The sequence below is a fragment of the Vibrio campbellii CAIM 519 = NBRC 15631 = ATCC 25920 genome (genome assembly GCF_002163755.1).
Classification (GTDB): domain Bacteria; phylum Pseudomonadota; class Gammaproteobacteria; order Enterobacterales; family Vibrionaceae; genus Vibrio; species Vibrio campbellii.
The window spans coordinates 2,398,736-2,416,943 of the sequence record NZ_CP015863.1 but is presented as its reverse complement, the minus strand read 5'-3'; the positions used below and the strand labels follow the sequence as shown (position 1 = coordinate 2,416,943).

Below are 18,208 nucleotides of genomic sequence, written 5' to 3'. Positions count from 1 at the left end.
GCTTGGTTTTCACCAAGCCTTTCTTTTTATCGTTAACTTTCTTTTATCGATAATTCGCGTTCAGATTAGAACGTGTAGTTCGCTTGAACACCGATTAGCCATACGTTACCAGTCACTTCACCTGTAAACGCGCCACCTAGCAGAGCTGCTTCTTTATCAGATGCATCGCGAGGTTCACTGATAGATGCATCTTTAGCAAAGATGTAAGTGAAGCCAGCGTCTAGCGTTAGGTTTTTAGACCATTCGTAGCCTGCACCAACACTTAGCCATAGACGATCTGTTTCTGGAATAGTGGTCGTGCGGTATTTGTCATCAACCGCTGACATGTCGTATGCAACGCCTGAGCGCAGTGTCCATTTTTGGTCAAGCTTGTAAGTAGTGCCTACAGCAAAGCGGTAGTTATCTTCCCAGTTTTCAGATTTGATTAGATCTGATTTGTCTGGGAAATCTGCCACTAGCTCTTTAAAGCTGCTCCAATCAGTCCAGTTAATGCTAGCGTGTACTGCTAGTTGATCATTTAGTTGGTGGAAGCTTGCCAGTTCCGCTGTTGCTGGCAATGTTAAGTCCATTGAGCCTGCTTTTTTAGCGTTAGGGTTGATTGGGTTGAATGCCCAGCCTGTTGCGTGCCCTTCTAGTGTTAGGTCTACCGCTGATTTGTAAGCAAAGCCAACGCGGTTGTTTTCATTGATTTGCCAAGCTGCGCCAACTTGCCAACCCCAAGCGGTATCGTCACCTTCCATGTATTTTAGCGTTGTCTGCGGCTTTAAGTTCATAGAAGGCACAGCAGGGAAGTGGTTTGGCACTGATGCACCAATGCTGCCGTCTGCGATGATGTAACGAATACCACCACCAATGCTTAGTGCTTCATTCAGTTTGTAAGCCGCGTTCAGGTTTGCTTCCATCGACGTTACGCTCGCTTCGTTACCAAAGTTAGCCGCCGCGAAATCTTTACCTAGATCCGTTTCCATACCGTAGTTAGTACCAAACGCTAGACCAATAGCAAACTTGTCGTTGTACTGATGAGATAGGTAGAAGTTAGGGATAACAGCGTCGTGTGCAAAGTCATGTGAGCTTGCTGGAAGAGTAGCACCACCACCAACATGCATTTGACCGTCAACATCTACATTTGGGTTTACGTAAATAGCGCCAACAGACACTTGTGTGCCTTCTAGGTAAGTTAGCATTGCTGGGTTACGCCATTGTGCACTTGCGTTATCAGCCATTGCTGCTTCACCAGCGTATGCACGACCTAGACCTGTCGCAGAGTATTCTGCAAGTTGGAAACCTGCTGCGTTTGCAACGCCTGAAGTGCTTAGTAGGCCAAATGCCACTGCTGCCGAAAGGAGAGTCTTGTTGGTTTTCATTGTAATGTTCGCTGAGTTATTTATAACGTGGGGCCAAATTTTACGACTAGAGTTATTACTTTAAAAATGAAAAGCCAATAAAACAGTGTTTTCAGTCCTATAATCTATTTATATAGAGATATGTAGATGATCTATCTAACTGTAACGGCTGTGTGAAAAAAATTCAGCGAACACCTGTGAGTCATAATTATGGCTTTTGATTACACGTGTGCGCCCAATCTTGGTGAATAGAAAGCAATAGATAAGAAAAAAGGCTGGAATTCCAGCCTTTTATATAGAGAGTGTTTATACTAGCTTATCGCGTAATGCTTAGAAGCTGCGGCTGTATTGTAAGCCGAATAGAATCGCGTCTGCATGCGTCGTAGCAGAAATGCTACTCACAGGGAAACCATTAACTGTGGTCTCTTCATTTACTGAAACGTCATCACCCATTAGGTAGGTGAAACCAAAGTCAACATTCGATTTGTTATCGATATGGTAGGTGAAGCCTGCAGATAGCCATTGACGATCAGAGTCAGGTACAGAAATTGATGTTACTTGATCTTGTGCACTTGTGTCGTACATGTAACCTGCGCGTAGAGTCCAATCGTTGTTTAGGTAGTATGTACCGCCGATTGAGTAGTGCCAACCATCTTGCCATTGGTAATCTTTATTGTAACTACCTACAAGAAGCGAGTCTTTAAGGTTTTTAAACTCAATTTGGTCAAACGCACCCCAACCAATGTATTGGATTGAGTAGTGTACTGCGAATTTGGTATCTTCGATTTTATGGTAACCAGAGAATTCAGCCATATCGGGTAGAGGCAGAACAATTTTTTGGCCTTTGTCGTCTTCAGCTTCAAATTCTGGGCTGTAACGGTAAGACAAACCAAAACGGTTGTTTTCATCTAGTTCAAATACAGTACCTACATTGAAACCAACAGCAAAACCATCAGCTTTATCAACATCTAGCAATGTTGAACCTGGTTGTAGGCCTGGAATTGGAGGAAAACTCTGACCAGCAACACGTTTCATTGTACCTTGACCATAAATTAGGTCTAGACCTGCACCAAAGCTCCATTGCTCGTTCAGGCGATATGAGCCAGCTACACCAAGGTTAAAGCTTTTAACATCAGTTAGACCACCATATTCAGCTGCAACATAGTTGTCAGAAAACTCTGTTTTAGTACCGAAGTTTGAGTAAGCATTCACACCCCAAGCAAATTTTTCATTAACAGGGACAATGAGGTGGATGTTTGGCGCTATTGATGTATCACCAACATCATCAGTGTTTGCTACATCATGAGGGCCAGTCATTGAGCCCGAGTACTTCACATCTTTCACTTCAATAAGCGAAGTAATGCTTTCAAAACCTAGCGACAGTTCCATTTTGTCAAATAGAGCCATTGCTGCTGGGTTACGAGCCATTACAGATGCGTTATCTGCAATTACCGCATCACCTGCGAATGCACGACCGATACCAGTCGCTGATTGTGCGTTTAGCTGGAAACCAGCTGCCATTGCTTGACCTGATGCCATTGCAACCGTCACTGCTAGGAGAGTCTTTTTAAACAGACGCGTATTCTGAGTCATTATTTATTCCTTATTAGTTTCGTCTCTTTGGACGATAAGTTGAGCTTTTGCTCAGTGGCGCAGATAGTAGTATTAAGAGTGGACCATACAAATCCGACCATTGGATAAATTTGAATAAAAATTGCAGAAATGATGTCTAAATGTCGGTAAATTGCACCTAAAGTGCATAATTTAGAGTTTAGACTCTAAAGTAAATGTCTGGTGTGAATGGTTTTTGCCTTATACATAAACAAAAAAGCCGCTAAATTTCGAAATTTAGCGGCTTTTTACTGTGCAGTTTCGTGCTTTCGATGAAGTTACTACATTGGCTCCATCATTGGCGCTAATTTCGCTGCAATAGCATCGATATCTTCGCCGCTGCTACCAACAAGAATCATGCTGGCTTTGCCCACCGGTTTCACAACACCACTCATACCATCTTTATCAAAGTCGACTTTCTGGTCGCTCTTCACATCAGTCACAAACATGGTGACTTTGCCTTCTTTACCTTGGAAGACGATATGAAGTGCATTATTCGACTCACCAAAACCACAATGGTTTAGGTAGTAGACGTGGTATGGGAAATCACCGTTTAGCTGATAATGGAAAGGCATCATTTTCGCATTGACTTGCTTGTTTGAAACATCTTCATCGATGTTGCGAACGAACGGCTCTTCCGCCACGACGTGTTTCATTGCGGTGTCTGCGAGGCTTGCTTGCGCTGGAGAAACAATAAAGTTACCCCAGTTAATTTGACCTACAAGTAGACCCGCAGTAAATGCAACTGATGCTGCCAACGCCATCGCTTTGCGAGCAAAATTCGGTCTTACGACTTTCTCGTCATCTAGCGCACTCGATGTCTGGTTAAACAGAATTTTATCAGCAAGATCTTCAGGCACATCCACATTCATGGCTTGCTTAATCTTAAGGTCGAGATCCAAAACATCATCAGCAAACTTACTGTTAGCGTCGCTCTCAGCTAAAGCTTGCAGAATCTCTTCATCCTTCTGTTTTGGATCCGACAAAATACGACGACGAAATTCTAAATCATCCATTTTTTTGTCCTCTCTGAGTATCTTGAGAATCCAACATCTCTTTTAATTGATTACGTGCACGGAATAGGCGTGTCATTACTGTGTTTTTGTTTAGATCAAGAATGCTGCCGATTTCTTCTCCACTGAAACCGCCTACAACTTGAAGAAACAAAGGCTCACGGTATTCAACATCAAGCTTCATGATTTGAGCTTGAAGCCATTCCTGTTGATGATGTGGGTCATCGCTGACTTTAGCATCATTGCCATAGTCATCGATATCAACCAAATCAAATTGTTTACGTTCAAAGCGGCGTGCGTTTTCTCGTCTTAATATAGTAATAAGCCAAGATTTCGCGGCCTTTTCATCTTGAAGACTATCCAGTGACTTCCATGCGCGCAGACAGGTCTCTTGAACCAAATCTTCTGCAATTGCCTTGTCTTTGCATAACCAGTAAGCGTAGCGATACAAATCTCTGTGATAGCCCCGTACAAGAGCTTCGTATTTTCTTTGTCTGTCCATATCAGAGTTGACCGGACTGTTGGAGTTTTTCTTTCCAAACATTTTAAATATTGCCACAGGAGCCTCCGTCTTGCTCTGTGAGGTCATGGGTACCGCTTATATTTGTGCTTGTTCTGAGTACACACCAGTAGTTTAGCAGCAGCACAATATACATCTTCTACGATCAAACAATTATTTGAAGTGATGATAATTTGTTCTATATCTTTTTATTCAGGTGTTTTCCTACACTTATTGTTAGGCGATTTGAAGTTATTCGAACTTTGATACGGTTGGAATTCGTAAAATCGCCATAAAATTGATCTATTTCAAAATCTCGTGCAGTGAAGGGGCTATAGTACATCTTGTCATCTAGTTAGTCATTGACGACTAACATGTTGAGCAAGATGACACTTCCTTTTGAAGGCTGACTTTACTTTCTCCTAATCAGGAAACTGATTAATTTTACAATTGGCGTAGGTTAATTGTTTTATAAATATTCCGACCACACAGTTTTGTGTGGTTTTTTTTGCTTCAATTTTACCTCCCGCACACTTCTCCTCATTTTTACTCACTATAGTTAATCATTCTTAATTGCCGAATAATCAATGAACTAGAGCAATAGATCTACTCGCTTCACGTTTATTTAAACGCACGTTTGATAAATTTAACAAACTGATTACAATGCATCAGGTCAGACCTCTTGTATTTAAGGAGAAACAATGGGCAAGCAGGAAGTGAAAACACGCCACGGTGAACGTGTTGCTATTGTCGCAGGGCTACGAACCCCCTTTGCTCGTCAAAGCACTGAGTTCAGCCAGGTTCCAGCGGTCGATTTAGGCAAAATGGTAGTGAGCGAAATGCTTGCTCGTACAGACATCGACCCGAAACTCATCGAACAAGTGGTATTTGGACAAGTCGTTCAAATGCCAGAAGCGCCAAACATTGCGCGTGAAATCGTACTTGGCACAGGAATGCACATCCATACTGATGCCTACAGCGTAACTCGTGCGTGTGCGACCAGTTTCCAAGCTGCAGTCAACGTGGCAGAGAGCATTATGGCGGGCAGCATTGATGTTGGTATCGCGGGTGGTGCGGATTCTTCATCTGTTCTGCCAATTGGTGTTTCGAAGAAACTTGCCGCTAACTTGCTTGCGCTAAGCAAAACCAAAACGCTGGGTCAAAAGCTCAACATTCTTAAGAAACTCAGCTTCAAAGATTTAATGCCAGTGCCGCCGGCAGTGGCTGAATACTCGACGGGTCTTTCTATGGGTCAGACTGCCGAGCAAATGGCTAAATCGCACGGCATTACTCGTGCAGAGCAAGATGCTTTGGCACACCGTTCTCATTCTCTAGCTTCGCAAGCTTGGAAAGACGGCAAAATCCAAGACGAAGTGATGACTGCCTTCCCTGAACCATACAAAAAGTGGATCTCTGAAGATAACAACATTCGTCATGACTCTACATTAGAGGGCTACGCGAAACTGCGTCCGGCTTTTGACCGTCAATACGGCAGCGTAACAGCCGCGAACAGTACGCCATTAACCGATGGCGGTGCTGCCGTGATGCTAATGCGTGAAGGCAAAGCGAAAGAACTTGGTATGGAAATCCTTGGCTACATCCGCGGTTATGCATTCTCAGCCATTGGTGTGGAAATGGACATGCTAATGGGACCAACATACGCGACGGCAAAAGTGTTGGAGAACACTGGTCTCGAGCTTTCAGACCTGACGCTTATCGATATGCACGAAGCGTTTGCTGCACAAGCTCTTGCGAACGTGAAGATGTTTGCTTCTGATAAATTTGCCCAAGAAAACCTAGGTCGTTCGAAAGCGATAGGTGAAATCGACATGGATAAGTTCAACGTCCTTGGTGGTTCCATTGCCTACGGTCACCCATTTGCCGCAACTGGTGCACGTATGATGACGCAAACGCTGCGTGAGCTTAAACGTCGTGGCGGTGGTCTCGCGTTGAATACAGCGTGTGCCGCAGGTGGTCTTGGTGCAGCAATGATTTTGGAGGTTGAGTAATGAGCGAGCAAAAAGCATTTAGTCTAAAGATTGATGAGCAGAACATTGCTTGGCTAGCCATCGATGTGCCAAACGAGAAAATGAACACGCTGCAAGCGGCGTTTGCAGATGAGATGAAAGAAATTTTCACTCAACTGAAAGACACCAGCGGCGTGAAAGGGATGATTATTCACTCCCTAAAACCAGATAACTTTGTTGCGGGCGCTGACGTTCGTATGCTTGAAGCGTGCACAACGGCGAGTGAAGCGGAAGCATTGGCTAAGCAAGGCCAAGACTTGTTCCAACAGCTATCTGATCTGCCTTATCCGGTTGTCGCTGCGATTCACGGTCCATGTCTAGGTGGCGGTTTAGAGCTTGCTCTAGCGTGTGACTACCGTGTATGTACTGATTCCGATAAAACGCGTCTTGGTTTGCCAGAAGTGCAACTTGGTTTGCTGCCAGGCTCCGGTGGTACTCAACGTCTTCCGCGTTTGATTGGTCTATTACCTTCGTTGGATTTAATCCTTACAGGTAAACAACTGCGTGCAAAGAAAGCGAAAAAGTTGGGCGTGGTTGACGCATGTGTGCCAGAGACTGTTCTACTCGATGTCGCGAAGATGCATGTCGAAAAAGGCAAGAAGAAAGGTAAACAAAAGCAATCTACAAAAGAGAAGTTGATGTCGGGTAGTGGTTTAGGTCGTAAGTTTGTGTTTGAGCAAGCCGCGAAGAAAACCAATGAAAAGACCCGTGGTAACTACCCTGCAACGGTCGCGATTCTAGAAGTGATCCAGCATGGTCTTGAAAAGGGCTTTGCCCAAGGTCAAGAACTTGAAGCGAAGCGCTTTGGCGAACTGGTAATGAGTTCAGAATCTAAAGCACTGCGTTCTATTTTCTTTGCTACGACAGAAATGAAGAAAGAAAACGGCGCAGAAGCTGAGCCAACTGCAGTCAACAAAGTTGGCGTGTTGGGTGGTGGTCTAATGGGGGCTGGCATTAGCCATGTTTCTGTTGCGAAAGCGAAAGTGCCAGTACGTATTAAAGATGTCAGCAATGATGGCGTGCTTAACGCGTTGAACTACAACTACAAGTTGTTCGAAAAGCAGCGTAAGCGCCGCATTATCTCAAAAGCGGGTCTGCAATCTAAAATGCTGCAACTTTCGGGTGGTATTGATTTTACAAGCTTCAATCATATTGATGTGGTTATCGAAGCTGTATTTGAAGATCTTGACCTTAAACAGGCGATGGTTGCAGATATTGAAGCGAACGCGAAACCAGAGACTATCTTTGCAACCAATACGTCTTCGCTACCAATCCACAAAATTGCGGAAAAAGCAGAGCGCCCAGAAAATATCGTTGGTTTGCACTATTTCAGCCCGGTGGAGAAAATGCCACTGGTGGAAGTGATTCCTCATGAAACTACGTCAGAAGCGACCATTTCTACCGTTGTTGCACTAGCGAAGAAGCAGGGCAAGACACCAATCGTCGTGAAAGATAAAGCAGGCTTCTATGTAAACCGTATTCTTGCACCTTACATGAACGAAGCTGCACACATCTTGCTAGCAAATGAGCCGATCGAACAACTTGATGGTGCTCTGCTTGACTTCGGTTTCCCTGTGGGTCCAATTACTTTATTGGATGAAGTTGGTGTTGATATTGGTGCTAAGATCATGCCGATCTTGGTTAACGAATTGGGCGAGCGATTCAAAGGTCCAGACGTATTCGACACACTACTGAACGATGGCCGCAAAGGTCGTAAGACTGGTAAAGGCTTCTATACCTACAAAGGTAAGAAGAAAGAAGTCGATAAGTCAGTTTACAAGCTATTGAACCTGACGCCAGAATCCAAGCTGAGCGATAACGACATTGCATTGCGTTGTGTGCTGCCAATGCTAAACGAAGCGGTTCGCTGTTTAGATGACGGTATTATCCGTTCTCCACGCGATGGTGATATCGGTGCGATCTTTGGTATAGGCTTCCCACCATTCTTAGGTGGTCCATTCCGTTACATGGATCAATTCGGTTTGAGAGAACTGGTTGAGAAAATGAACGAGTTTGCATCGAAATACGGTGATCGTTACGCGCCGTGCGATGGGTTGTTAACTCGAGCTGGCGAAGGTCGTAACTTCTACGATTAACGGCTAGCGCTAAAAATAGAAAGGCTTGCATGATGCAAGCCTTTTTTGTGTCAGTGCTAATCACAATGATTTACCCGAGACCGAAATCTTTCGGGCGCAACTGAAACTCTTCAATTGACCCAATTTCTAAACCAAGGTTGATACGCGGCGCGTCTTCATGAGCGATACCTTGCGAATGCATCACCAAACGATTGGCAGTGCGAGGTTTTAGTTCATTGACCACAAAACGGATCATGTCGGTACGGGTCAACTCTTTAAGCTCTTCCAACACTTTTTCGCGCTGATTAAAGTCGGTGTCTTTGTTGCCAATTGCTACCCATAGGCGCTGCGCTCGCCCACGCAATGTGGTGTCAGGTGTTGCAATTTGGTTCCATAATCCGCGCTTACTGCTGTGCCATTGGTATTCGTTAAGCTCCAACAACACCATATAAAACGCATTCAAAAACTCATCAATTGAGGTAACCAATTCAGCTGGCGCCGCATTTGGTGACTGCACATAAAGCACGATCCCCGGATGGCGGTTAAGTGGCATGTTCCCTGTACCAACCATATAGCCTAACTGTTGTTTAGTTCGGATCTCATGGAAGAAGGTTGCCGACATTAAGTGATTCGCCAAGGAATAAAGCGCAATGTTACGCGGCGAGATGTCTTCACATTGGTGATAAATCACCACCGCCGAGTCTTGTTGGTTACAGTTCACTTCGCGTTGGAAGCTGCCATTTTCACCCAGCATGACGAGTGGGCGAAGTGCCTCTTCGTAACGCTGCTCTTTCACACGCAATGCGTCTTTTAATGTGGTTGCCATGTCATGAGCTTGCTGGCGTTGCCAGTCGCCATAGACAAACATCTCAACATGCAACTCGGCAAGAATCGATTCAACAAACACAGACAGCTCATCCACCTCAATCTCTTCCAATGCTTCAACCAGCGTTGCAAAAGGTGGATTGTTAGGTTGGAGCAAACCTGTCAGTGCATTAAAAAGCTGTGAAATTGGGCGATCTTGAGATGAATTGCGCCAATTACGAAGAAGCTGCTGTTTAATGGTTTCAAATCGATCTGGGTTGAACTCACGAGCTGCAAAGCGATGCAGAATCATTTCTAAAAGTTGAGGTAACTTCTGGCTAAAGCCCGATAATGTAAGCGTGACACCGCCTTGGTGAGCATACATGTTGTAACCCATCCCCGCGATTTCTGCTTGGTAGGTTTCTTTGGCTAGAGAATCGAGGAACATCTCAACACATAGGCGTGTTTTCACGATATTTTTCGGCGATGCAACGGCGTGTGAACTGTCGATAGCGACGTAAACGACACCTTTCGGCACTCTGAACTCATCATCTTGCAGGTGCCAGAGTCGAAAACCTTCGAGCTCTTCAACCAATTCTGGCAACGACCCGCCGTTTTCAAATGGTCTTGGGTCGAGGTCATAACAAATGTATGGGTTCTTTTCTGGCAGAACGAATTGCCAACTCGGATCAATTTGATGATAGAAGCGGCGTTGGTTTTCACTAAACGGGATGACTGAGTAAGGCGTGAAGTACCACTCTGCGGTTCGGTTGTATTCTAAACCTTGCGCAATCAATGTGACGCGAACATTTTCAACCGAAAGGTACTGCAACAATGAACGTTGAAGCTCTTCATCGTAGCCTGCCATTTTGTAGTCACCATAAACCGTGTCTTCTGGTTGATAGTGCTGCATGTTGATCACCAGATGACTGACCAAATCCATTGGACGTGATGGCTCTTGGAAACGGAAAGCCGATTCTAATACCGCTTGTTTTTCCAAGTATCGCCATTCATCCATGCCATCTTGTTTGATCATGGTGAGGTATTGGAATACCGCTTGAACGATGTCATCGACATGATCCAAACCGTTTGGTGTCAAGGTGCAACTTACTGTGAAGTCGCGGTAGTTGCTGCCGCTCGCCCCGCCACCTGCAGAGAGGGAGGTAATCCAGCCTTTCTCTTTGAGTTGAAGCATTAAACTGCCTTCACCTTCGTAGCCCAACAGGTGAGCAAAGTAGGAGAGAGGCTTCACGCTGTAGTATGCGTCCATTCCCGGCATTGGGAACGTGAGGATCAGTTTACGGAACTCTTTGATTGGTTCGACTTGGACCAAAATACCAGTGCTATCTTCGGTGCCAATAGTGACATCAATCGATTTGCCGCGTAATTGGTGGTTTGGAATGTCGGCAAACATGGCTTCTACCCACGCTTGCTGCTCATCGAGAGATTGTGGACCAAACAAAGTCAGCGTCATCAAATCAGCGGAATACTGTGAGTGATGAAACTCAACAATTTCGTCGCGAATCGATTTGCCTTCGCGGTCACCAAGCGTATCCAAGTTGCCGACAGAGAATTTAGAAAACGGGTGCTCTGGGTTGATGACTTCTTTATTTACTTGATACAGACGGCGAGAATCGTCGTTCAGTTTGAGTTTGTATTCGGAGTCGACCGCTTGGCGTTCTTTGTCTAACGCTTCTTCGTTAAACAGTGGCGCGGTAAAGAAGTGACTGAAACGATCAAGTGCGCTTTCAAAGGCGGTTGGTGTCACATCGAAGAAGAAACAAGTGTGCTCGGTACCTGTCCAAGCGTTGTTGGTGCCACCATGTTGACTAATATAACTTTGAAACTCGCCCACTTTAGGGTATTTTTCCGTACCCAAAAAAAGCATGTGTTCTAGATAGTGTGCCAGACCTTGGCGATCCATCGGATCATCGAAGTGTCCAACGTTTACTGCTAGGGCTGCTGCCGACTGTTGAGCCGTGTCGGAATGAATCAGCAACACGCGCAGGGCATTACTCAATGTAATGTAGCGATATTGATTTGAATCGTTTGGACTTAGGTGCACGATGCGTCTCCAGATTTCGCATTACAGTAATTATGATCCCCGAGCGGGGAGGCGCAAAGTTTGCGCTTCGACAAATACTGCTTGCCGCATTTTTGTTATTCGTAAGAGTACTGCATAAGCCCATCAGCAAATTGCTATGGGGTTCGAGCTATTTGAAGGAATGCACTGAGTTCATAACTTCATCGTAGAATGTGATGAACTGAGTATATTCTTTTTAATAGATTGTTAAGAAAGTCGCTATCTTTAGCAAGCGAATTGGTATAATGAACCGATAATTATATCAGTATTTTTGTTTCGACATTATTAAAGTTAGCCCGCTATCCGTATAAAGATAGCAGTCAACCTTTTGGTAGCGTTAGCTATCCCTAGGAAATAACATGAAAATATTTATCTTGCGTCACGGTGAAGCAGAGCATTTTGCGAACACCGACGCAGAAAGACAACTGACCCCGAGAGGCAGAACTGAATCGGAAGCAGTTGCCCGAGCATGTAAAGAGCAAGGTTTTGCTCAATTCGACAAAGTACTGGTGAGTCCGTACATTCGAGCGCAGCAAACTTGGCAAGAAATCAGCGCACACTTTTCGGCGAAAAGCATCGAAACGTGTGAAGACATCACGCCTTATGGTCAATCCGACCAAGTGTTTGATTTCGCTAATGCGTTGATTGAAGTTGAGAAGCTTGAATCTCTTTTGTTTGTGTCGCACTTGCCGCTGGTGGGATACCTGACCTCGGAATTTGTGAAAGACATGACGCCGCCAATGTTCCCGACATCTGGCTTGGTGTGTATTGAGTTTGACCCGCAAACACAACGCGGTGAAGTGCTTTGGCATATCACGCCATAGAACAAGAGTTCTCGGGATGATGGCTCGAGAAAAACAAAAAAGGCAGGGTTAACCTGCCTTTGTCGTTCTTGCTCGTCAGCGAAATACTTTTCGGAGTCGGTGGGTTATTTCTCAGGAATAGAAAGCAGCACCAGTAGGGCACCATCGCCGCCAAACTCTAGAGGCGCTTGGTGGAATGCCATTACGTCTGGATGCTGAGCTAACCAAAGCGGCGCTTTCTGCTTCAAGATGTGCTTACCGATGCCGTGTTGTACACACGCACAGTGGATTTCGTTTTTCACGCAGTACGCGATCATCGCACCGAGTTCTCGCTTGGCTTCTTGTTGTGTCATGCCGTGCATGTCAAGGAAGACGTCAGGCACGTACACGCCACGACGAAGACGTTTCACTTCATAAGTCGAGACATCATCACGCGCGTAGCGAGTTGGTCCATCCGCATTTAAGAGCGGGACAAACTCATCGGAAAAGTAAAATTCAGAATCACTCGCTTCGCGGTTTGAGCGTGTGATTTCTTTTTGCTTAGTATTTTTTTTTGGTTGCTGGATTATGGTATCCTGTCGCAACTTTTTTACGCCCTGTACTGCATCCTTAAACAAGGCGAAATCGTCATCGTGTTCGGTGTCTTTTTTGCTCATTAGGTAAACAATTTCATTTTTACAATTTATGGCAGTATTGTAGCGCTTTTCGGAGGCAATTTTGGATAAGATTTTTGTAGAAGAGGCGGTATCGGAGCTCCATACCCTTCAAGATATGATTCGTTGGACGGTAAGCCGCTTTAACGCCGCTAACCTGTTTTACGGTCATGGCACTGATAATGCGTGGGATGAAGCGGTTCAGCTTATCCTGCCAACATTATACTTGCCGATTGATGTGCCTCCGCACGTATTGAACTCTCGCCTTACGACAAGCGAGCGTCTGCGTATTGTTGAGCGTGTAGTAAAACGCATCAACGAGCGTACACCAACTGCATACCTAACCAACAAAGCATGGTTCTGTGGTCTTGAGTTCTTCGTCGATGAGCGTGTACTTGTGCCACGTTCTCCAATCGGTGAATTGATTCAAGCGGAATTCCAACCTTGGTTGGTGGAAGAGCCTACGCGCATCATGGACCTATGTACGGGTTCTGGTTGTATCGCGATTGCTTGTGCACACGCTTTCCCTGAAGCAGAAGTTGACGCGATCGATATCTCAACTGACGCACTTCAAGTTGCAGAGCAAAACGTACAAGATCACGGCATGGAGCAACAAGTGTTCCCAATCCGCTCTGACTTGTTCCGCGATCTTCCAAAAGAGAAGTACAATCTGATCGTGTCTAACCCACCTTACGTGGACGAAGAAGACATGAACAGCCTACCAGACGAGTTCACGCACGAGCCTGAACTGGGTCTTGCTGCAGGTACTGACGGTCTAAAACTGGTTCGTCGTATTCTTGCTAACGCACCAGACTACCTAACAGACGATGGTATTCTTGTGTGTGAAGTCGGTAACTCAATGGTTCATATGATGGAACAGTACCCACAAATTCCATTCACTTGGATTGAGTTCGAGAACGGTGGTCACGGCGTATTCATGCTAACGCGCGACCAGCTGGTTGAGTGTGCAGAAGAGTTTAAACTATACAAAGACTAGACAGTTTAATCTTCAAACACCGAGCCCAATGCTCGGTGTTTGGAGATTAACAGATAAAACACTGAATACTGACCACATCAAACGACTTCTTAGGTCTTGGTTTGAGACAGTTAAAGAGGGGAAATTACTCTTTCCAGAAATTGTTTGCTTGTGAAATTGTTTGAAAATGCATAGCAATTGTTTTTGAAGACTCTATTAGTAGTGCCGCATTTTCTGAGTATTCAGGTCTTAGTTTGTGTAATACATCCATGCTAGGTTGTGTTTTCTTTACTCCCATTCTGCTGAGTTTGATTGCTAGTTCAAACCCCTCTGTTGGATTTTCTGTAATTAAGCTTGGTAACCACTGCTCCATTGTCGCGCCTCATCTAATGATAAAAATGTTACACTCGATTTTTTGAAAATATCCTAATTTTATAAAACTACCTAAGGAATTAAATCGATTAATTTTCTGCTTTTTCTCGATTAATTTATGTGTTTGGCCTTCCCTATAAAGTGACACGATGAAATGAGTGTCATTCCGCTATTTTTCTTTTCCTTTGAGATCGGGCTTTACATCAAAACGTAATACCGCCACTATGATTCCACGAATAATTGAAAAGCAGTTACGCTCACTAGAGCATGACGAAAAAAACTTGAGGAAGTAATGGCAGGAAACAGTATCGGACAACATTTCCGAGTAACGACATTCGGAGAAAGTCACGGTATCGCACTAGGATGTATCGTAGACGGATGCCCTCCAGGTTTGGAAATCACTGAGGCAGATCTGCAAACGGATCTCGACCGTCGCCGTCCTGGCACATCACGTTACACTACCCAACGTCGTGAACCGGACGAGGTAAAAATTCTTTCTGGCGTATTTGAAGGTCAAACTACAGGCACTTCAATTGGTCTGATGATTGAGAACACAGACCAGCGTTCTAAAGACTACTCAGACATCAAAGACAAGTTCCGTCCTGGACACGCTGATTACACTTACCACCAAAAATACGGTGTGCGCGATTATCGAGGTGGCGGCCGTTCGTCTGCTCGTGAAACGGCAATGCGTGTGGCGGCTGGTGCAATCGCTAAGAAATACCTGAAAGACGAGTTCGGTGTCGAAATCCGCGCTTACTTGTCACAAATGGGTGATGTTTCAATCGATAAAGTGGATTGGAATGAAATCGAAAACAACGCGTTCTTCTGCCCAGATGCAGACAAAGTGGAAGCGTTTGATCAACTTATCCGTGACCTGAAAAAAGAAGGCGACTCTATTGGCGCTAAAATTCAGGTTGTGGCAACGAATGTACCTGTTGGTCTTGGTGAGCCTGTATTTGATCGTTTGGATGCAGACATTGCGCATGCGCTAATGAGCATCAATGCGGTGAAAGGCGTGGAAATCGGCGACGGTTTTGATGTGGTAAACCAAAAAGGCAGCGAGCACCGTGATACGCTTTCTCCAGAAGGCTTCGGTAGCAACCACGCAGGCGGCATTCTTGGCGGTATCTCTACCGGTCAAGAGATTGTTGCAAACATTGCGCTTAAGCCAACGTCAAGCATTACGGTTCCGGGTGAAACCATCACTAAAGAAGGTGAGCCAACTCAATTGATCACTAAAGGTCGTCACGACCCATGTGTGGGTATCCGCGCTGTGCCTATTGCAGAAGCGATGCTGGCTATTGTCGTGATGGATCATTTGTTACGCCACCGTGGTCAAAATCATGGCGTACAAACCGAGACTCCAAAGATTTAAGTTTGAAACTTAAATCGATAGATACACAAAAGGCTGCTCAGTGAGCAGCCTTTTTTCATTTCTTTTCAATAGCTTTTGAGTCGAATCAGTGAATCGAGCCTTCTGTTTCCAAGTGGAATGAAGGTAAGCGCCATTTGAAGCGTACTGCAGCCATTCGCAGCATGTAACCAGTAATCAGAGTGACAATCGTCGCGGTTACATCTGGTACGTTGAACTCAAGTAGCGCTAGGTATAAACCTGATGCGATAAGTGCCACCGATGCGTAAAGCTCTTCATGCAACACAAGCGGTGTTTGACGACAAATCAAATCGCGTAGCAGACCACCAAATACACCAGTGACTAGTGCAGACACCATACAAATGCCAGGGTGTAAGCCCATACCAATTGCTACCTTGGTGCCGATGATGCTAAATACGATCAAGCCAAGTGCATCCAAACGAATAAATAGACCTTTCAGCCTAATTACCCATTTCGCCAAGCCAGTTGTCAGTACACCCGCAACGCATGTGATTGCTAGGAATTCAGGGTTCTTCACCCAGCCTAGAGGGTAGTGACCTAAAAGAATATCGCGCACCGTACCACCGCCAATTGCCGTTGCACTGGCTACCAACATAACACCAAACCAATCCATTTTTCTTCGACCAGCACTCAACGCACCAGTCATGGCTTCAGCCGTGATACCAATGATATACAACACACTTAGCAGCATAAGGGGACACTCAAATAAAAGGGCGCTGTCTCAGTCCTTGAGATTAAGGAAAACAGCAGCAAAACTTACCAACAAGATTTAAGCCTTGAGGAAGGGGCTTAAACCCTAAAAGAATCTCGCTTTAAGTGGCGTTGATATCGCCATCATTAAGCTTAAAAATAAGGCGTGAGTGTAGTGGGAAATGTGATCTGTGACGAATGAGAAATAGTATGGAGAAAGCGACTTTCAGATAAATTCAGCTAATAACCAAACTTGTTGTGTGGCTTTACCTGTTGAAGAAAAACAGCGACAATGCGCACCGCATATCAATTTGAAGTACAGAGTCGATGATGAACCACGAATATCAAGACCTTATCGCCATCTTCAACGACACGTTTCTTGAAACTTTTAATACCAAGTTGGAGCTTGGTGGTGATGAGCCAATTTATTTACCAGCAGACCAAGAGCATCCGCATCATCGGATTATTTTTGCTCGTGGTTTTTACGCGTCAGCGCTGCACGAGATTGCCCATTGGTGTGTAGCGGGACCAGAACGTCGTTTGCTGGAAGATTTTGGTTACTGGTATGAACCTGACGGCCGTACAGCCGAGGTTCAAGCTGAATTTGAAAAAGTGGAAATTCGCCCTCAAGCGTATGAGTGGATTCTAGCGAAAAGTGCTGACTTCCCTTTTAGCGTCAGTTGTGACAATCTACACGGCGATTTTGAACCAGATCGTCTTGGTTTCATGCACAAAGTGCACAATGAAGTAATGGGTATTCTAGAAAACGGTCTTCCGCCACGCGTAAAAATGCTATCGGATGCGTTGTGTGCCTTTTACCAAACCAAGCCGCTGGAAACGTCTGACTTTATCGTTAAATAACCTCAGAGAAGCTCCATGATTATTGAATTTGAAGAAAAACTACTAGAACTGATTGATGCTCGCATTGAAACGGCATCGGATGATGAATTGTTTGCTGGTGGTTATTTGCGTGGTCACATTTCTCTGTCTGCTGCAGCGTGTGAAGAAGAAGGCATTAACGATGTAACTGAGCTGAAGTCTCGCATTGAAAACAGCCTTGAAGAAGCGCGTTCAGAATTGACGCCTGCCGATCGCGTGATCGTGAGCGATCTATGGCAAGAGCTTCAAGCGCAAGCTTAAGTCTCATTCAGTTATAAATGCTTCGATTGGCAGATCTAAGTTTCTGGTTGAAGCAATAAAGAGTTGAATTAAACTCCTTCGAAATTTTCGAATCTCTCCTTAAAATTTTTGTGGTTGTGGCACTTGGGCTCACCTTTTACTCTTGTTAGTACAAGACTTGAACAAAGGATTACAACCATGAAAATTATCGCATTCGGCGCTTCTACTAGCTCTACCTCTATCAATAAAACCCTTGCAACTTACGCTGCTAACCTTGTCGAGGGTGCAGAAGTCCAAGTGTTAGACCTCAATAGTTATGATGTTCCTTTGTTCAGTGAAGACAAAGAGAAGGAAATCGGTCAGGCGGAAGACGCAAAAGCGTTTCTTGCTGACATCGCAACCGCGGACGCTTTGGTGATTTCTTTTGCTGAGCATAACGGCTCTTACCCAGCGGCGTATAAGAATCTATTCGATTGGGCGACACGCATCGATCGCAACGTATTCCAAAACAAACCAGCAGTATACCTAGCGACATCCCCTGGTCCTGGTGGGGCACAAACTGTACTCGCTGCGGCAACAGGCTCTGCGCCTTACTTTGGTGCTGAAGTGAAAGCATCGCAATCTATTCCGAGCTTTTACGATAACTTTGATTTGGAAACAGGTCAGTTCCGTAATGCGGAAATTGCAGAGCAGGTGAAAGCGGCTGTGGCAGCATTGAACTAAAAACTGGTAACCCCCTCTAAC

At 45.0% G+C, this 18,208-nt stretch carries 16 protein-coding genes; 8 read left to right on the top strand and 8 right to left on the bottom strand.

The features are described from left to right. Positions 1-65: 65 nt before the first annotated feature. The 4 genes from A8140_RS11550 to A8140_RS11535 all read right to left on the bottom strand — a co-directional run bounded on the left by A8140_RS11550 (position 66) and on the right by A8140_RS11535 (position 4,511). A complete protein-coding gene (locus A8140_RS11550; protein ID WP_005531142.1) occupies positions 66-1,364 on the bottom strand; it encodes an outer membrane protein transport protein in 1,299 nt (432 codons plus the stop codon). A 309-nt stretch (positions 1,365-1,673) separates the two neighbouring features. Beyond that, on the bottom strand, positions 1,674-2,936 hold the full coding sequence (locus A8140_RS11545) for an outer membrane protein transport protein (RefSeq protein WP_005531144.1): 1,263 nt from the start codon (positions 2,934-2,936) through the stop codon (positions 1,674-1,676). A 299-nt stretch (positions 2,937-3,235) separates the two neighbouring features. Next, the gene (locus tag A8140_RS11540; protein ID WP_005531153.1) at positions 3,236-3,970 is read right to left on the bottom strand and encodes a DUF3379 domain-containing protein; all 735 of its coding nucleotides are present in this window, start codon (positions 3,968-3,970) and stop codon (positions 3,236-3,238) included. Further along, positions 3,963-4,511, bottom strand: a complete 549-nt coding sequence (locus A8140_RS11535) for a sigma-70 family RNA polymerase sigma factor (protein WP_005447995.1) — start codon at positions 4,509-4,511, stop codon at positions 3,963-3,965. The genes A8140_RS11540 and A8140_RS11535 overlap by 8 nt, the downstream gene beginning before the upstream one ends. 656 nt (positions 4,512-5,167) lie before the next feature. Here A8140_RS11535 and fadI point away from each other — a divergent pair. Together fadI and fadJ are read left to right on the top strand one after the other, a co-directional pair. Further along, complete coding sequence (fadI, locus tag A8140_RS11525; RefSeq protein WP_005433092.1) at positions 5,168-6,475, top strand: acetyl-CoA C-acyltransferase FadI; 1,308 nt, start codon at positions 5,168-5,170, stop codon at positions 6,473-6,475. After that, entirely contained in the window at positions 6,475-8,589 is a 2,115-nt protein-coding gene (gene fadJ / locus A8140_RS11520) for a fatty acid oxidation complex subunit alpha FadJ (protein ID WP_005531154.1), read from the top strand. The genes fadI and fadJ overlap by 1 nt, the downstream gene beginning before the upstream one ends. 70 nt (positions 8,590-8,659) lie before the next feature. Here the strand turns inward: fadJ and A8140_RS11515 are convergent, their stop codons facing one another. Then, positions 8,660-11,437 carry an insulinase family protein gene (locus A8140_RS11515; RefSeq protein WP_038863277.1) on the bottom strand — a complete coding sequence of 926 codons (2,778 nt, stop codon included), beginning with the start codon at positions 11,435-11,437 and terminating at the stop codon, positions 8,660-8,662. Between the two features lie 377 nt (positions 11,438-11,814). Here A8140_RS11515 and sixA point away from each other — a divergent pair, with 377 nt between their 5' ends. Continuing rightward, the gene (gene sixA / locus A8140_RS11510; RefSeq protein ID WP_005438776.1) at positions 11,815-12,279 is read left to right on the top strand and encodes a phosphohistidine phosphatase SixA; all 465 of its coding nucleotides are present in this window, start codon (positions 11,815-11,817) and stop codon (positions 12,277-12,279) included. A gap of 104 nt (positions 12,280-12,383) precedes the next feature. Here sixA and smrB read toward each other — a convergent pair whose 3' ends face one another. Beyond that, positions 12,384-12,914: an endonuclease SmrB gene (smrB, locus tag A8140_RS11505; protein WP_005433105.1), complete on the bottom strand. Its 531-nt coding sequence runs from the start codon at positions 12,912-12,914 to the stop codon at positions 12,384-12,386. 61 nt (positions 12,915-12,975) lie between these two features. Between smrB and prmB the strand changes: the two genes are divergently transcribed. Next, positions 12,976-13,908 (top strand): 50S ribosomal protein L3 N(5)-glutamine methyltransferase, encoded by a 933-nt coding sequence (prmB, locus tag A8140_RS11500; RefSeq protein WP_005433096.1) that lies wholly within the window; start codon positions 12,976-12,978, stop codon positions 13,906-13,908. Positions 13,909-14,032: 124 nt separating this feature from the next. On the opposite strand, the gene A8140_RS11495 is transcribed toward prmB, so the two are convergent. Next, a complete protein-coding gene (locus A8140_RS11495; protein WP_005531157.1) occupies positions 14,033-14,260 on the bottom strand; it encodes a hexameric tyrosine-coordinated heme protein in 228 nt (75 codons plus the stop codon). Positions 14,261-14,551: 291 nt separating this feature from the next. On the opposite strand from A8140_RS11495, the gene aroC reads away from it, so the two are divergent. Next, on the top strand, positions 14,552-15,637 hold the full coding sequence (gene aroC / locus A8140_RS11490) for a chorismate synthase (protein ID WP_005433120.1): 1,086 nt from the start codon (positions 14,552-14,554) through the stop codon (positions 15,635-15,637). 85 nt (positions 15,638-15,722) lie between these two features. On the opposite strand, the gene A8140_RS11485 is transcribed toward aroC, so the two are convergent. Then, positions 15,723-16,346 (bottom strand): trimeric intracellular cation channel family protein, encoded by a 624-nt coding sequence (locus tag A8140_RS11485; protein ID WP_005531158.1) that lies wholly within the window; start codon positions 16,344-16,346, stop codon positions 15,723-15,725. 329 nt (positions 16,347-16,675) lie between these two features. On the opposite strand from A8140_RS11485, the gene A8140_RS11480 reads away from it, so the two are divergent. The 3 genes from A8140_RS11480 to A8140_RS11465 all read left to right on the top strand — a co-directional run bounded on the left by A8140_RS11480 (position 16,676) and on the right by A8140_RS11465 (position 18,187). Continuing rightward, complete coding sequence (locus tag A8140_RS11480; protein WP_005531159.1) at positions 16,676-17,206, top strand: elongation factor P hydroxylase; 531 nt, start codon at positions 16,676-16,678, stop codon at positions 17,204-17,206. A gap of 15 nt (positions 17,207-17,221) precedes the next feature. After that, positions 17,222-17,485, top strand: a complete 264-nt coding sequence (locus tag A8140_RS11475; RefSeq protein WP_005433127.1) for a YfcL family protein — start codon at positions 17,222-17,224, stop codon at positions 17,483-17,485. A 177-nt stretch (positions 17,486-17,662) separates the two neighbouring features. Continuing rightward, positions 17,663-18,187, top strand: a complete 525-nt coding sequence (locus A8140_RS11465) for an NADPH-dependent FMN reductase (protein ID WP_005531160.1) — start codon at positions 17,663-17,665, stop codon at positions 18,185-18,187. The last annotated feature ends 21 nt before the right edge of the window (positions 18,188-18,208 follow it).

What these genes read in the sequence shown, in the direction of transcription:
- A8140_RS11550 (WP_005531142.1), bottom strand. Translation starts at nt 1,364, where the DNA reads ATGAAAACCAACAAGACTCTCCTTTCGGCAGCAGTGGCATTTGGCCTA.
- A8140_RS11545 (WP_005531144.1), bottom strand. Translation starts at nt 2,936, where the DNA reads ATGACTCAGAATACGCGTCTGTTTAAAAAGACTCTCCTAGCAGTGACG.
- A8140_RS11540 (WP_005531153.1), bottom strand. Translation starts at nt 3,970, where the DNA reads ATGGATGATTTAGAATTTCGTCGTCGTATTTTGTCGGATCCAAAACAG.
- A8140_RS11535 (WP_005447995.1), bottom strand. Translation starts at nt 4,511, where the DNA reads ATGTTTGGAAAGAAAAACTCCAACAGTCCGGTCAACTCTGATATGGAC.
- fadI (WP_005433092.1), top strand. Translation starts at nt 5,168, where the DNA reads ATGGGCAAGCAGGAAGTGAAAACACGCCACGGTGAACGTGTTGCTATT.
- fadJ (WP_005531154.1), top strand. Translation starts at nt 6,475, where the DNA reads ATGAGCGAGCAAAAAGCATTTAGTCTAAAGATTGATGAGCAGAACATT.
- sixA (WP_005438776.1), top strand. Translation starts at nt 11,815, where the DNA reads ATGAAAATATTTATCTTGCGTCACGGTGAAGCAGAGCATTTTGCGAAC.
- smrB (WP_005433105.1), bottom strand. Translation starts at nt 12,914, where the DNA reads ATGAGCAAAAAAGACACCGAACACGATGACGATTTCGCCTTGTTTAAG.
- A8140_RS11495 (WP_005531157.1), bottom strand. Translation starts at nt 14,260, where the DNA reads ATGGAGCAGTGGTTACCAAGCTTAATTACAGAAAATCCAACAGAGGGG.
- aroC (WP_005433120.1), top strand. Translation starts at nt 14,552, where the DNA reads ATGGCAGGAAACAGTATCGGACAACATTTCCGAGTAACGACATTCGGA.
- A8140_RS11485 (WP_005531158.1), bottom strand. Translation starts at nt 16,346, where the DNA reads ATGCTGCTAAGTGTGTTGTATATCATTGGTATCACGGCTGAAGCCATG.
- A8140_RS11480 (WP_005531159.1), top strand. Translation starts at nt 16,676, where the DNA reads ATGAACCACGAATATCAAGACCTTATCGCCATCTTCAACGACACGTTT.
- A8140_RS11475 (WP_005433127.1), top strand. Translation starts at nt 17,222, where the DNA reads ATGATTATTGAATTTGAAGAAAAACTACTAGAACTGATTGATGCTCGC.
- A8140_RS11465 (WP_005531160.1), top strand. Translation starts at nt 17,663, where the DNA reads ATGAAAATTATCGCATTCGGCGCTTCTACTAGCTCTACCTCTATCAAT.